General features: G+C 60.1%; 13 protein-coding genes. 6 read left to right on the forward strand and 7 right to left on the reverse strand.

From position 1 onward, the window contains the following. Positions 1 to 52 precede the first annotated feature (52 nt). Positions 53 to 1,402, forward strand: coding sequence for a glycerol-3-phosphate transporter (glpT, locus tag ACA058_RS29745; protein ID WP_497637089.1), 1,350 nt, complete (start codon positions 53 to 55; stop codon positions 1,400 to 1,402). Here the strand turns inward: glpT and ACA058_RS29750 are convergent. The 6 genes from ACA058_RS29750 to ACA058_RS29775 form a co-directional block, all read right to left on the reverse strand. Beyond that, the gene (locus ACA058_RS29750) at positions 1,378 to 2,046 is read right to left on the reverse strand and encodes a gamma-glutamylcyclotransferase (protein ID WP_497637090.1); all 669 of its coding nucleotides are present in this window, start codon (positions 2,044 to 2,046) and stop codon (positions 1,378 to 1,380) included. The genes glpT and ACA058_RS29750 overlap by 25 nt on opposite strands. Before the next feature lie 323 nt (positions 2,047 to 2,369). After that, positions 2,370 to 3,338, reverse strand: coding sequence for a CDP-6-deoxy-delta-3,4-glucoseen reductase (locus ACA058_RS29755; protein WP_497637091.1), 969 nt, complete (start codon positions 3,336 to 3,338; stop codon positions 2,370 to 2,372). Further along, complete coding sequence (gene ubiD, locus ACA058_RS29760) at positions 3,338 to 4,804, reverse strand: 4-hydroxy-3-polyprenylbenzoate decarboxylase (RefSeq protein ID WP_497637092.1); 1,467 nt, start codon at positions 4,802 to 4,804, stop codon at positions 3,338 to 3,340. The genes ACA058_RS29755 and ubiD overlap by 1 nt, the downstream gene beginning before the upstream one ends. Positions 4,805 to 4,943: 139 nt before the next feature. Continuing rightward, positions 4,944 to 6,203 (reverse strand): transcription termination factor Rho, encoded by a 1,260-nt coding sequence (gene rho, locus ACA058_RS29765; RefSeq protein ID WP_057712815.1) that lies wholly within the window; start codon positions 6,201 to 6,203, stop codon positions 4,944 to 4,946. A 247-nt stretch (positions 6,204 to 6,450) separates the two neighbouring features. Then, on the reverse strand, positions 6,451 to 6,780 hold the full coding sequence (trxA, locus tag ACA058_RS29770) for a thioredoxin TrxA (protein WP_003206727.1): 330 nt from the start codon (positions 6,778 to 6,780) through the stop codon (positions 6,451 to 6,453). A gap of 121 nt (positions 6,781 to 6,901) precedes the next feature. Continuing rightward, positions 6,902 to 7,609: a FadR/GntR family transcriptional regulator gene (locus ACA058_RS29775; RefSeq protein ID WP_497637093.1), complete on the reverse strand. Its 708-nt coding sequence runs from the start codon at positions 7,607 to 7,609 to the stop codon at positions 6,902 to 6,904. A 256-nt stretch (positions 7,610 to 7,865) separates the two neighbouring features. On the opposite strand from ACA058_RS29775, the gene ACA058_RS29780 reads away from it, so the two are divergent. The 5 genes from ACA058_RS29780 (at position 7,866) to ppx (ending at position 12,459) form a co-directional block, all read left to right on the forward strand. After that, a complete protein-coding gene (locus ACA058_RS29780) occupies positions 7,866 to 8,651 on the forward strand; it encodes a transporter substrate-binding domain-containing protein (protein ID WP_497637094.1) in 786 nt (261 codons plus the stop codon). 22 nt (positions 8,652 to 8,673) lie between these two features. Continuing rightward, the gene (locus tag ACA058_RS29785) at positions 8,674 to 9,342 is read left to right on the forward strand and encodes an amino acid ABC transporter permease (protein WP_497637095.1); all 669 of its coding nucleotides are present in this window, start codon (positions 8,674 to 8,676) and stop codon (positions 9,340 to 9,342) included. Then, entirely contained in the window at positions 9,339 to 9,989 is a 651-nt protein-coding gene (locus ACA058_RS29790; RefSeq protein WP_497637096.1) for an amino acid ABC transporter permease, read from the forward strand. The genes ACA058_RS29785 and ACA058_RS29790 overlap by 4 nt, the downstream gene beginning before the upstream one ends. After that, positions 9,976 to 10,713 carry an amino acid ABC transporter ATP-binding protein gene (locus tag ACA058_RS29795; RefSeq protein WP_497637097.1) on the forward strand — a complete coding sequence of 246 codons (738 nt, stop codon included), beginning with the start codon at positions 9,976 to 9,978 and terminating at the stop codon, positions 10,711 to 10,713. The genes ACA058_RS29790 and ACA058_RS29795 overlap by 14 nt, the downstream gene beginning before the upstream one ends. A 243-nt stretch (positions 10,714 to 10,956) precedes the next feature. Then, complete coding sequence (gene ppx, locus ACA058_RS29800; protein ID WP_497637098.1) at positions 10,957 to 12,459, forward strand: exopolyphosphatase; 1,503 nt, start codon at positions 10,957 to 10,959, stop codon at positions 12,457 to 12,459. 239 nt (positions 12,460 to 12,698) lie between these two features. Here the strand turns inward: ppx and ppk1 are convergent, their stop codons facing one another. Continuing rightward, on the reverse strand, positions 12,699 to 14,921 hold the full coding sequence (gene ppk1, locus ACA058_RS29805; RefSeq protein ID WP_497637099.1) for a polyphosphate kinase 1: 2,223 nt from the start codon (positions 14,919 to 14,921) through the stop codon (positions 12,699 to 12,701). Positions 14,922 to 14,929 lie beyond the last annotated feature (8 nt).

The following is a 14,929-nucleotide window of genomic DNA, read 5'->3' on the forward strand; positions in this document are numbered from 1 at the left end:
GAAACTGTAACATTCGCATCCGCAGTCAAAACAAGAAATTTGGAGCTTTTGAATGTTTGCTTTCTTTCGTCCTGCCACACATCAGGCTCCGCTGCCTGAAGAAAAAATAGACAGCACCTACCGACGCCTGCGCTGGCAGATCTTCGCCGGTATTTTTATCGGCTATGCCGGCTATTACCTACTGCGCAAGAACTTCTCCCTGGCCATGCCTTATCTGATCGAAGAGGGCTACACCCGTGGAGAACTAGGCGTGGCGTTGTCGGCGATTGCCATTGCTTATGGCTTGTCCAAGTTTCTGATGGGCATCGTTTCCGACCGTTCCAACCCGCGCTACTTCCTGCCGTTCGGCCTGATGGTCTCGGCGGCGGTGATGTTCACTTTCGGTTTTGCACATTGGGCAACGTCCAGCGTGACCATCATGTTCGTCCTGCTGTTCATCAACGGCTGGGCGCAGGGCATGGGCTGGCCGCCGAGCGGGCGGACGATGGTGCACTGGTGGTCGCAGAAGGAACGCGGTGGTGTGGTGTCGCTGTGGAACGTGGCGCACAACGTGGGCGGCGGCTTGATCGGCCCGTTGTTCCTGCTGGGCATGGGCCTGTTCAACGACTGGCATGCCGCGTTTTATGTACCGGCGGCGGTGGCCATGGCCGTGGCGGTGTTTGCCTTCATCACCATGCGCGACACCCCGCAATCGGTTGGCCTGCCGCCGATCGAGAAGTACAAGAACGACTACCCGGAAGGGTACGACGCCAGCCACGAAGAAGAATTCAGCGCCAAGGAAATCTTCGTCAAGTACGTGCTGCGCAACAAAATGCTCTGGTACATCGCCCTGGCCAACGTCTTTGTCTACCTGCTGCGCTACGGCGTGCTGGACTGGGCACCGACCTACCTCAAGGAGGCCAAGGGTTTCACCGTGGACAAGACCTCCTGGGCGTACTTCTTCTATGAGTGGGCCGGCATTCCGGGCACGCTGCTGTGCGGCTGGATGTCGGACAAGATCTTCCGTGGCAACCGTGGCCTGACCGGCATGGTGTTCATGGCATTGGTGACTGTGGCGACGCTGGTGTACTGGCTCAACCCGGCCGGCAACCCGACGGTCGACATGATTGCGCTGGTCTCCATCGGCTTCCTGATCTACGGCCCGGTCATGTTGATCGGCCTGCAGGCACTGGAGTTGGCACCGAAGAAAGCCGCCGGTACGGCTGCGGGCTTCACTGGTCTGTTTGGGTATTTGGGGGGATCGGTCGCGGCCAGTGCAGCGATGGGCTACACCGTGGACCATTTCGGCTGGGATGGCGGCTTCGTCTTGCTGATCGGTGCCTGCCTGCTGGCAATGGCCTTCCTTGCGCCCACCCTATGGCACAAGCAAGTCGCCAGTCAGAGCCGCGAAGCACTCGCTTGATCGTCCTTTGATTTACAGCGCTTGAGCCGCGCCTCCAGATTCCGGTCTGGCATGGCGTGGCTACGCAGGGCGTGGGCGGTCTGCTCGACATAATCGCGAGTGGTGCCGTAACGCCCGCAAGCGTTTTCGAACACGTGGCTCAGTACATGATCCGGCAAGTTGCCGGCGTAACTGGGCAAATGCCGCTCCAGGACAAATCCCAAAGCCTGAACCTGACTGCCGTCTTCAAGTCGGCAGTTGAGCCAGTGCGGGCGATAGGATGGGAAAGGCATCTCACGCTTCCATAGCGCGTACAACGAAGCGTCCAGTTGTTCTTCCGGCAAGCGATAGGCGAAGCCGCTGCATGAGCCGCCGCGATCCAGACCGAAAACCAGCCCGGGCATTTCCGGCGTGCCACGGTGCTCGTGGGACCACAGGTACAAACCGCGATGGTAGCCATGCACTCGCCCGCGAACGCGCTCGACCGCTGTGCACTCAGGGCGCCAGATCAACGACCCATACGCGAACAGCCACACTGGTCCACCCTTGTGGCGCGCCATGGTGGACTGCATCGAGCTGAGCAATTGTTCGTGCGTGAGTTGCGGCCCCAGATCGAGCTGCGGCGGGTAAGTCAGGTTCAAAAACGAAGATTCAATGGCGCTCATGGCGAATAGCGTTCAGCTCCCCGCGGGTGATGAATTACTTAATAGAACGCACCGTTGCAACAATAAGGCACATATGTTTTCAAGTAATTGAAGCGCCTTGGCGCAACTCTTAATTAATTACTTGAATGAGATATAACCTACCGACATTTATATGATTTTATAAATACCGATAGGCTATATAGGGGGTTATATGCCTCCACATTGTAGGAGCGAGCATGCTCGCGATGAACGCAAGAACGCCGCGGGCAGCCTGACTTCCCGCGTAATCGTTAACGACCATCGCGAGCATGCTCGCTCCTACAGTGTGTGTGGGGGGGGCAGCATCAGGATCTGGGCGCGTATGCAAACACGTCGGCGCGCATCTGGTGGGCGTCCATCCCCGCCTCGACCAACGCATCCAGGGTGCCGTAGACCATGGCCGGCGATCCACTGGCATAGACATGCAGGGCCTTGAGATCGGAAAAATCTTCGCAGACCGCTTCATGCAACATGCCGCAACGTCCCTGCCAGCCGCATTGATCGCTGACGACTTTATGCAGGAACAGATTGGCCAGTTTCAGCCACTCATCCCAATGCTCGACTTCATAAAAATCTTCAGGACGACGCACACCCCAATACAGATGCACGGGATGCTTGAAGCCTTGCGCACGGCAATGTTCGATCAGGCCATGGATCTGGCCCATTCCAGTGCCTGCGGCAATCAGCACCAGCGGACCGTCCGGCAACTCGGCCAGGTGGGCATCACCGAACGGCATGTCGACACGCACCAGGGTGTTGCGCTGCAGCTGCTCGATCAGATTGAGCGCACTGGCTTCGCGCGCCAGCACGTGGATTTCCAGATCACGCCCGCCAGAGGGTGCCGAGGCCAGGGAGAAGGATGACTTCTCGCCATTGTCGCGATGGATCATCAGATACTGGCCCGCGTGATAACGCAGTGGCTTGCCAGCGGGCGCCCGCAGCCGCACCCGCCAGGTATCGCCACCGACCTCGGTGCAACTGGTGACCTGACACGACAGACTGCGCACCGGCAATTCTCCCAGCGCGAGCACGCCATCCCACAGCACGATGCAGTCTTCCAGCGGCTCTGCTATGCAAGTGTAGAACTCGCCATGGTCGCGCACGAGACCTGCCTGCTCGACGCGCCCTTCCACCAGCAGTGCCGCGCACACATGGCAGTTACCGTTGCGACAGCTTTGCGGGCATTCATAGCCCAGACGGCGTGCGCCATCGAGAATCCGCTCGCCGGGCAAGATATCCAGCACTGCTCCGGAGGGCTGCAAGGTTACACGCATCAATCTATTCCTAACTGATTCCAGATGGCATCGATCCGCTGGGTCACGGCGTCGTCCTTGACGATTACACGGCCCCACTCGCGCGTGGTTTCACCCGGCCATTTATGCGTGGCATCGAGCCCCATCTTCGAACCCAGGCCGGAAACCGGCGAGGCGAAGTCCAGGTAGTCGATCGGCGTGTTCTCGATCATCACCGTGTCGCGCTTGGGGTCCATGCGCGTGGTAATGGCCCAGATTACGTCGTTCCAGTCCCGTGCGTTGATATCGTCGTCGGTGACGATAACGAACTTGGTGTACATGAACTGTCGTAAAAACGACCAGACACCGAGCATTACCCGCTTGGCATGCCCCGGGTACGACTTCTTCATGGTCACGACGGCCATGCGGTACGAACAGCCTTCGGGCGGCAGGTAGAAGTCGGTGATCTCCGGGAACTGCTTCTGCAGGATTGGCACGAACACTTCGTTCAGCGCCACACCCAGGATCGCCGGCTCATCCGGTGGACGGCCAGTGTAGGTGCTGTGGTAGATCGGCTTGATCCGATGGGTAATCCGCTCGACCGTGAACACCGGGAAGCTGTCGACTTCGTTGTAGTAACCGGTGTGGTCGCCGTACGGCCCTTCATCGGCCATCTCGCCCGGATGAATCACGCCTTCGAGGATGATTTCGGCGGTCGCCGGCACTTGCAGGTCGTTGCCACGGCACTTGACCAATTCGGTCCGGTTACCGCGCAGCAGGCCGGCAAAGGCGTACTCGGAAAGGCTGTCTGGAACCGGGGTCACGGCACCGAGGATGGTCGCCGGGTCAGCACCCAGCGCCACGGCTACCGGGAACGGCTGGCCAGGATGTTTCTCGCACCATTCACGGTAGTCCAGCGCGCCGCCACGGTGGCTCAGCCAGCGCATGATGACCTTGTTGCGGCCAATCACTTGCTGACGATAGATACCGAGGTTCTGCCGGTCCTTGTTTGGACCCTTGGTGACGGTCAGGCCCCAGGTGATCAGCGGCGCGACGTCGCCTGGCCAGCAGGTCTGCACGGGCAACGTCGACAGATCGACGTCGTCGCCTTCGATGACCACTTCCTGGCAGATCGCATCTTTGACGACCTTGGGTGCCATCGAGATGATCTTGCGGAAGATCGGCAGCTTGGACCAGGCGTCTTTCAGCCCCTTTGGCGGCTCGGGCTCCTTGAGGAACGCCAGCAACTTGCCGATTTCACGCAGCTCGCTGACCGCTTCGGCGCCCATGCCCAACGCCACGCGCTCAGGGGTGCCGAACAGGTTGCCGAGCACGGGAATGTCAAAACCGGTGGGCTTTTCGAATAGCAGGGCCGGGCCCTTGGCGCGCAAGGTGCGGTCGCAGACCTCGGTCATTTCGAGCACTGGGGACACCGGAACCTGGATGCGCTTGAGTTCACCGCGCTTTTCCAGGCCGCTGATAAAGTCGCGCAAGTCGCGATACTGCATGCGTGAGCCTCGTGTTGGCCGTGGCGTTCGGGGTGGGCAGTTTAGCGCCGAACCCCTCTATTCAGAACCACGAACTGCCGCTTGAGCAAAAATCAGATAGCAAAAAGCCGGGTTTCCCCGGCTTCTTGGCCCGTTCGACTTACTTGCGTTTCATCGACAGGAAGAACTCATCGTTGGTCTTGGTCGTTTTCAACTTGTCGACCAGGAACTCGATGGCAGCGATTTCGTCCATCGGGTGCAGCAGCTTGCGCAGGATCCACATGCGCTGCAACTCGTCGTCAGCCGTCAGCAACTCTTCGCGGCGAGTACCGGAGCGGTTGATGTTGATGGCCGGGAACACACGCTTCTCGGCGATGCGACGATCCAGAGGCAGTTCCATGTTGCCGGTGCCTTTGAATTCCTCGTAGATCACTTCGTCCATCTTCGAGCCGGTTTCAACCAGCGCGGTGGCGATGATGGTCAGCGAGCCGCCTTCTTCGATGTTGCGCGCGGCGCCGAAGAAACGTTTCGGTTTCTCCAGGGCGTGGGCATCGACACCACCGGTCAGTACCTTGCCGGAGCTCGGGATCACGGTGTTGTAGGCACGGGCCAGACGGGTGATGGAGTCGAGCAGGATCACCACGTCCTTCTTGTGCTCGACCAGGCGCTTGGCCTTCTCGATCACCATTTCGGCAACCTGCACGTGGCGGGTTGGCGGCTCGTCGAACGTCGAGGCAACCACTTCGCCGCGCACGGTTCGCTGCATTTCGGTTACTTCTTCCGGACGTTCGTCGATCAGCAGCACGATCAGATGAACTTCAGGATTGTTACGAGCGATATTCGCCGCGATGTTCTGCAGCATGATCGTTTTACCGGCTTTCGGCGGTGCAACGATCAGACCGCGCTGGCCTTTACCGATCGGGGCGCACAGGTCGATGACTCGACCGGTCAAGTCTTCGGTGGAACCGTTACCGGCTTCCATCTTCATGCGCACGGTCGGGAACAGCGGGGTCAGGTTCTCGAAGAGAATCTTGTTTTTCGCGTTTTCCGGACGGTCGAAGTTGATCGTGTCGACCTTGAGCAGCGCGAAATAACGCTCGCCTTCCTTTGGAGGGCGGATCTTGCCAACGATGGTGTCACCGGTGCGCAAGTTGAAGCGACGGATCTGGCTCGGCGAGACGTAGATATCGTCTGGGCCGGCGAGATAGGAAGCGTCAGCAGAGCGGAGGAAGCCGAAGCCGTCCTGGAGAATCTCCAGCACGCCATCACCGGAGATTTCCTCGCCGCTTTTAGCGTGCTTTTTGAGCAGGGAGAAAATCACGTCCTGCTTGCGCGAACGGGCCATATTTTCTATGCCCATCTGTTCGGCCAATTCGAGCAGTTCGGTAATCGGCTTTTGCTTGAGTTCAGTCAGATTCATATAGGAATGACGTAATCATTTATGGAGGGGGGAAATTAAGCTTTTGGCTTAATGAGGCCGCGCCGCAGAGAAGGCGACAGGATCGCGTACTTATTCGAAAGGAGAGCGTCGGCGACGGCTAGCAGGGGGCAATGGAGAAACCAGTGCGGGGCCGAATGTACCACCTGAGTTTCGGAGCGTCTAGCCCTCCACAACGAAAAAAGCCCCGCTATTTGCGGGGCCTTTTTCTGACACGCTGCAACGACGCTTAGATGTTGGCGTCGAGGAAAGCCGCCAGTTGCGACTTCGACAGTGCGCCGACCTTGGTCGCTTCAACGTTACCGTTCTTGAACAGCATCAGCGTCGGGATACCACGCACGCCGTGCTTGGCGGGGGTTTCCTGGTTTTCGTCGATGTTCAGTTTGGCAACGGTCAGCTTGCCTTTGTAGGTCTCGGCAATTTCGTCCAGGACAGGAGCGATCATTTTGCAAGGGCCGCACCACTCAGCCCAGTAGTCGACCAGTACAGCGCCTTCAGCCTTGAGTACGTCGGCCTCGAAGCTAGCGTCGCTAACGTGTTTGATAAGATCGCTGCTCATGGAATTCTCCAGGGTTGTAAGCAAAAAAACGTGGCCCATCATAGCCGCCCTTCCTTCGTTCAGGAAGGTGCAGATGATTGAGTCTCGCTATGGTGTTACATGAGTTTGGGTATAGCCCAGGTCACGCCTTTGCGGGAGCGACGAACGCAATTCCAGTGCGCAGCGCCGCGTTGCGCACGTGTTCGTGCATAGCCTTTTGCGCAGCCCCCGAGGCCCGGCGAGCCAGCGCGCGAAGGATTTTGCGGTGCTCCTGCCAGGTTTCCATGGCCCGCTCAGCCCGGATGAACGGTAGCTTCTGGCTCTCCATGAAAATGTCGGCGCTGGCCGTCAGGATGCTCAGCATCGCCTGATTGCCACTGGCCATCAGAATGCGCCGATGGAATTCGAAGTCCAGTCGCGCGGCCAAATCGAAGTCGCCGGCCTTCAATACGTTGCGCATGGCGGCGACATTGTCTTCCAGGACATCCAGCTCATCGGTACTCAAGGTCACGGCGGCCAACCCGGCGGCGAATCCCTCCAGCGCATAACGCAACTGGAAGATGTCCAGCGGCGAGGCCTGCGCCGCGAACGGCCACCCCGGCGCCTTCTCGCCTTGCGGCAAATCCACCTGCGACAGCACGAACACGCCCTTGCCCGGCTGGATGCTGATTTCACCCAAGGCACTGAGCGACGACAACGCCTCTCGCAGCGACGCCCGACTGATCCCCAATTGCAGCGCCAGGTACCGTTGCGAAGGCAAGGCCTCCCCCGGCCCGAAACACTGTTCGGTGATCAGCTTGCGGATGGCTTGCAGTGCCACTTCAGGTACGGCGCGAGAAATCGAATTCATGGTTTTCCAGTTGAACCAGGCCAATGTGCGATTAGTTGTAAAGCTATTCGCCGCGCCCGGCAAGTCGTGCCCCATGGGGGTTCGGTAACTTTCACGACTGCGCCATCGAGGTGCGCACCGTCACCCGACTGTTCAGACCAGTAAGACCGTGCGACACCAGCAAAACCGCTACCTGGCGCCCCCGAACCGCCATGTTGGCATGGCCCGTGCTCTGTCGATCCGCAGAAATCACTTCTCGAAGATCCGGAGACTTGCCATGACCCAGCGTTACAGCGCCCTCCTCGCAGCCTTGTTCGCCAGCCTCGTGCTGAGCCAGGCACACGCCCACGCCGACGCTCTGGAAGATGTGGTCCAGCGCGGTGTCCTCAAAGTCGCCGTACCGCAGGACTTCCCGCCCTTCGGCTCGGTCGGCCCGGACATGAAACCGCGCGGCCTGGACATCGACACCGCCAAACTGCTGGCGGACCAGCTCAAGGTCAAACTCGAACTGACCCCGGTCAACAGCACCAACCGCATCCCGTTCCTGACCACCGGTAAGGTGGACCTGGTGATCTCCAGCCTCGGTAAAAACCCGGAGCGCGAAAAAGTCATCGATTTCTCCCGCGCCTACGCACCCTTCTACCTCGCGGTATTCGGTCCTCCAGACGCCGACATCAAAGGCCTGGACGACCTCAAGGGCAAAACCATCAGCGTCACCCGTGGCGCCATCGAAGACATCGAACTGACCAAGGTCGCCCCCGAAGGCGTGACCATCAAGCGTTTCGAAGACAACAACTCGACCATCGCCGCGTATCTGGCCGGGCAAGTGGACCTGATCGCCAGCGGCAACGTGGTGATGGTCGCCATCAGCGAGAAAAGCCCGAAACGTGTACCGGCACTGAAAGTGAAGCTCAAGGATTCGCCGGTCTACGTGGGCGTTAACAAGAACGAGCCAGCGCTGCTGGACAAGGTCAACCAGATCCTCGTCACCGCCAAGAGCGACGGCGCGCTGGAGGAAAACGCCTTGGTCTGGTTGAAAGAACCGCTGCCGGCCGACCTCTGATCCGGCGCGCAGGAGACTCGCTATGGCTTATCAGTTCGATTTCTTGCCGGTGGTACACAACACCGATCTGCTGCTGCGCGGTGCGCTGTTCACCCTTGAGCTGACGGCCATCGGGGCGGTGCTGGGGGTGGGCCTGGGCATCGTCGGGGCGCTGGTGCGGGCGTGGAACATCCGCCCCTTCGCCGGGATTTTCGCGGTCTACGTCGAGTTGATCCGCAATACGCCGTTTCTGGTGCAGTTGTTTTTCATCTTCTTCGGCCTGCCGTCACTGGGCGTACAGATTTCCGAATGGCAGGCAGCGGTGCTGGCGATGGTGATCAATCTGGGAGCCTACTCGACCGAGATCATCCGTGCCGGCGTCCAGGCGATCCCGCGAGGCCAGCTGGAGGCCGCGGCGGCACTGGCGATGACGCGCTTCGAAGCCTTCCGCCACGTGGTGCTCCTGCCAGCGCTGGGCAAGGTATGGCCGGCCCTGAGCAGCCAGATCATCATCGTCATGCTCGGCTCGGCGGTCTGTTCGCAGATCGCCACCGAAGAGCTGAGCTTCGCCGCCAACTTCATCCAGTCGCGCAACTTCCGCGCCTTTGAAACCTATGCCCTGACCACGCTGCTCTATCTGTGCATGGCCGTGTTGATCCGTCAGTTGCTGAACTGGATCGGCCACCGGTTCATTGCAAGGAGCAGCCGATGAGCGATTTCACCTTCTGGGACATCGTGCGCAACCTGCTCACGGGCCTGCAATGGACACTGGCGTTGTCGCTGGTGGCGTTCGTTGGCGGCGGGCTGATCGGCTTGCTGATCATGCTGATGCGCCTCTCGAACAAACCCCTGCCGCGCAGCTTTGCCCGAACGTATATCGAACTGTTCCAAGGCACGCCGCTGTTGATGCAGCTGTTCCTGGTGTTCTTCGGCGTGGCGCTGGCCGGGGTGGATATTTCGCCATGGGCCGCGGCGGCAATCGCTTTGACGTTGTTCACCAGCGCCTATCTGGCGGAGATCTGGCGTGGCTGTGTCGAGTCGATCCCCCACGGCCAGTGGGAAGCCTCGTCGAGCCTGGCGCTGAACCCTCTGGAGCAACTGCGCTACGTGATCCTCCCACAAGCGTTGCGCATCGCCGTGGCGCCGACCGTGGGTTTTTCGGTGCAAGTGGTCAAGGGCACTGCCGTGACCTCGATCATCGGTTTCACCGAACTGACCAAGACCGGCGGCATGTTGGCCAACGCCACCTTCGAGCCCTTCATGGTCTACGGCCTCGTCGCCCTCGGCTACTTCCTGCTCTGCTACCCCTTGTCCCTCAGTGCGCGCTACCTGGAAAGGAGACTGCATGCCCCTGCTTAGAATTTCCGCCCTGCATAAATACTATGGCGACCACCATGTGCTCAAAGGCATCGACCTGAGTGTCGAGCAAGGCCAGGTGGTGGCGATCATCGGTCGCAGTGGTTCGGGCAAGTCGACCTTGCTGCGCACCCTCAACGGCCTGGAATCGATCAACGATGGCGTCATCGAAGTCGACGGCGAATACCTCGACGCCGCCCGTGCCGACCTGCGCAGCCTGCGGCAGAAAGTCGGGATGGTGTTCCAGCAGTTCAACCTATTCCCGCACCTGACGGTTGGCGAGAACGTGATGCTCGCGCCACAAGTGGTGCAAAAGGTACCGAAAACCAAAGCCGCCGACCTGGCGAGGCAGATGCTGGAGCGGGTCGGGCTTGGGGAGAAGTTCGATGCCTTCCCCGATCGACTGTCGGGCGGGCAGCAACAGCGAGTCGCCATTGCCCGCGCGCTGGCGATGTCGCCCAAGGTGCTGCTGTGCGACGAAATCACCTCGGCGCTCGACCCGGAGCTGGTCAACGAAGTGCTGAGCGTGGTTCGGCAACTGGCCAAGGAAGGCATGACGCTGATCATGGTTACCCATGAAATGCGTTTTGCCCGGGAGGTTGGGGATAAGTTGGTGTTCATGCATCAGGGCCTGGTGCATGAGGTGGGCGATCCGAGGGTGTTGTTTGCCAATCCGCAGACGGCGGAGCTGGCGAACTTCATTGGCACCGTGGAGGCGGCCGGGTGATGTTTCTTTAGTGTTTTTGAGGCCGCCATCGCGGGCAAGCCTTGCTCCTACAGGTCAAGGGTGTACGCACTATGCGCGTACGATACAAATCCGTAGGAGCAAGGCTTGCCCGCGATGGGGCCAGAGCCAGCGCCGCAAATCTGCCCCCGTGATAAAAGATCGCAGCCTTCGGCAGCTCCTACGCGTTGGCGCCAGCCTGTGATCGTGGCACGATGTCGAGGTTATCGACCGAGACCCCTGACCATGCCGCAATCCCAAGCCAAGAATCTGTCCCTGATCGCCGCAATCGACCTGGGCTCCAACAGCTTTCACATGGTCGTGGCCAAGGCCCAGAACGGCGAAATCCGTATTCTCGAACGTCTCGGGGAGAAGGTTCAGCTGGCCGCCGGTATCGACGACGAACGCCACCTCAGCGAAGAATCCATGCAACGCGGGCTCGATTGCCTCAAGCGTTTCGCCCAACTGATCAACGGTATGCCCACAGGCGCCGTGCGGATCGTCGGCACCAACGCCCTGCGTGAAGCCCGTAACCGCAACGAATTCATCCACCGCGCCGAAGAAATCCTCGGTCACCCGGTGGAAGTCATCTCCGGCCGTGAAGAAGCGCGACTGATCTATCTCGGCGTGTCCCACACCCTCGCCGACACCCCGGGCAAACGCCTGGTGGCCGACATCGGCGGCGGCAGTACCGAATTCATCATCGGGCAGAGATTCGAGCCATTGTTGCGCGAAAGCCTGCAGATGGGTTGCGTCAGCTACACCCAGCGTTATTTCAAGGACGGCAAGATCACCCCGGCTCGCTACGCCCAGGCGTATACGGCAGCACGGCTGGAGATCATGAGCATCGAACACGCCCTGCATCGCCTGACCTGGGATGAAGCCATCGGCTCCTCGGGCACCATCCGCGCCATCGGCCTGGCGCTGAAGGCGGGTGGCCACGGCAGCGGCGAGGTCAACGCCCAGGGCCTGGCCTGGCTCAAGCGCAAGCTGATCAAGCTGGGCGACGTCGACAAAATCGACTTCGAAGGCATCAAGCCGGACCGTCGGGCGATTTTCCCGGCAGGCCTGGCCATCCTCGAAGCCATCTTCGATTCCCTTGAATTGCAACGCATGGACCACTGTGAAGGCGCGCTGCGCGAAGGCGTGCTCTATGACCTGCTGGGACGCCATCATCACGAAGACGTGCGTGAACGCACCCTGACCTCGCTGATGGAGCGTTATCACGTCGATCTGGAACAGGCGGCGCGAGTCGAACGCAAGGCCCTGCATGCCTTCGATCAGGTGGCCAAGGACTGGGACCTGGAAGACGGCGTCTGGCGCGAACTGCTCGGCTGGGCGGCCAAGGTGCATGAAGTGGGCCTGGACATTGCCCACTATCAGTACCACAAGCACGGCGCCTACCTGATCGAACACTCAGACCTGGCCGGCTTCTCCCGCGAGGACCAGCTGATGCTCGCGCTGCTGGTCCGCGGTCACCGTCGCAACATCCCCAAGGACAAATTTGCCGATTTCGGCGATGACGGCATCAAGCTGATTCGTCTGTGCGTATTGTTGCGCTTCGCGATCCTGTTCCATCACATTCGCGGCACCCAGCAAATGCCCCAGGTAGAACTGAACGCCTTGGGCAACAGCCTGGAAGTGGTGTTCCCGGAGCACTGGCTGGACGAAAACCAGCTGACCCAGGCCGACTTCGAGATTGAAGCGCAATGGCTGACCCGCGTGGATACCGTACTGACCGTGCGCTAGCCCCGTCCCGGCTGCTGGGGGGCTTTTGTGGCGAGGGGATTTATCCCCGCTCGGCTGCGAAGCAGTCGTGAATCCGGTCAACTCGATGCGTCTGAACGGGGGCCGCTTCGCGACCCAACGGGGATAAATCCCCTCACCACATAAATCCCCTCACCACAAAATCCCCTCGCCACAGGTGTATAGCCAAATAAAAAAATGGCGATCCGCAGGGATCGCCATTTTTTTACCTCATGCCGGTGTTACCTGACCGCCAGAATCGGGCTACCCAACCGCTCCAGCAAGGTAGCCTGGGCACTGCGCGGGTTCTGGTTGCCGGTCGGCGTATTGCGGATGTAACGGCCGTCCGACTGCAGACTCCAGCTGTGGGTGTTATCGCTGAGGTACAGCTCCAGCTCTTTCTTGACCCGCATGATCAGCTTCTTGCCTTCCACCGGGAAGCAAGTCTCGACGCGCTTGTCGAGGTTGCGCTCCATCCAGTCGGCACTGGACAGGAACATCTGTTCATCGCCGCCATTGAGGAAGTAGAAGACCCGGGTGTGCTCCAGGAAGCGCCCGATGATCGAACGCACATGGATATTGTGCGAAACCCCGGCGATGCCCGGCCGCAGGCAGCACATGCCACGCACCACCAGATCAATGCGCACGCCCGACTGACTGGCTTTGTACAGGGCGCGGATGATCTTCGGATCGGTCAGCGAGTTGAACTTGGCGATGATGTGCGCCGGCTTGCCCTCGAGGGCGAACTGGGTTTCGCGGGCAATCATGTCGAGCATGCCCTTTTTCAGGGTGAACGGCGCATGCAGCAGCTTCTTCATGCGCAGCGTCTTGCCCATGCCGATCAATTGGCTGAACAGTTTGCCGACGTCTTCGCACAGGGCGTCGTCGGAGGTCAGCAGGCTGTAGTCAGTGTACAGGCGAGCGTTGCCGGCGTGATAGTTACCCGTACCCAAGTGTGCGTAACGCACGATCTCGCCCGCTTCGCGGCGCAGGATCAGCATCATCTTGGCGTGGGTCTTGAAACCGACCACACCGTAGATCACCACCGCACCGGCCGCTTGCAGACGGCTGGCCAGTTGCAGGTTGGATTCCTCATCGAAGCGCGCGCGCAATTCGATCACCGCGGTGACTTCCTTGCCGTTACGCGCCGCGTCCACCAACGCATCGACGATTTCCGAGTTGGCGCCGGAGCGATACAGGGTCTGACGCACCGCCAGCACGTGCGGGTCTTTGGCAGCCTGACGCAGCAGGTCGACCACCGGGGTGAACGACTCGAACGGGTGCAGCAACAGGATGTCCTGCTTGCTGATCACGCTGAAAATGTTCTCGCTGTTTTGCAGCAGTTTCGGGATCTGCGGGGTAAACGGCAGGTACTGCAGCTCGCGCTGGCTGTCCAGGCCGGTGATGCTGAACAGACGCGTCAGGTTCACCGGGCCGTTGACCTGATACAGCTCGGTCTCGCTCAGGTTGAACTGCTTGAGCAAGTAATCGGACAGCTGTTTCGGGCAGGTATCGGCGACCTCCAGTCGCACCGCGTCGCCATAACGACGGGAGAACAACTCGCCGCGCAGGGCCCGCGCCAGGTCTTCGACGTCTTCGGAGTCCAGCGCCAGGTCGGCGTTTCGGGTCAGGCGGAATTGGTAGCAGCCCTTTACCTTCATGCCCTGGAACAAGTCATCGGCGTGGGCGTGGATCATCGACGACAGGAACACATAGTTGTCGCCAGCGCCGCCGACTTCTTCCGGCACCTTGATGATGCGCGGCAGCAGGCGCGGTGCGGGGATGATCGCCAGACCGGAGTCGCGACCGAAGGCATCGATGCCTTCGAGCTCGACGATGAAGTTCAGGCTCTTGTTGACCAGCAATGGGAACGGGTGCGTCGGGTCGAGGCCGATCGGGGTGATGATCGGGGCGATTTCGTCGCGGAAATAGCGGCGGACCCAGGTCTTGAGCTTGGTCGTCCAGTTGCGGCGACGGATGAAGCGCACCTGATGCTTTTCCAGTTCCGGCAGCAGAATGTCGTTGAGGATCGCGTACTGTCGATCAACGTGACCGTGAACCAATTCACTGATGCGAGCCAGGGCCTGGTGCGGTTGCAGGCCATCGGCACCCGCCTGTTCACGGGCGAAGGTGATCTGCTTCTTGAGGCCGGCGACGCGGATCTCGAAGAATTCGTCCAGGTTGCTGGAGAAGATCAGCAGAAACTTCAGCCGCTCCAGCAGCGGGTAGGACTCGTCCAGTGCCTGTTCCAGCACGCGGATATTGAACTGCAGTTGCGACAGCTCACGGTGGATGTACAGGCTGCTGTCATCCAGGCCGGGAACGGCAATCGCTGGCGCTGCCACAGCCGTCTCGACGACCGCCGCGGGCGGAGCTGGCTCCAGCTCCGGCGGGATCTCGTCGACTTGCTCCACCACAGGTTGAGCGTCTTTTACGGCAACTTCAGTGAGTACTTCGGTATTCATCGAATGTT

It is taken from the genome of Pseudomonas sp. LBUM1649, assembly GCF_059716155.1.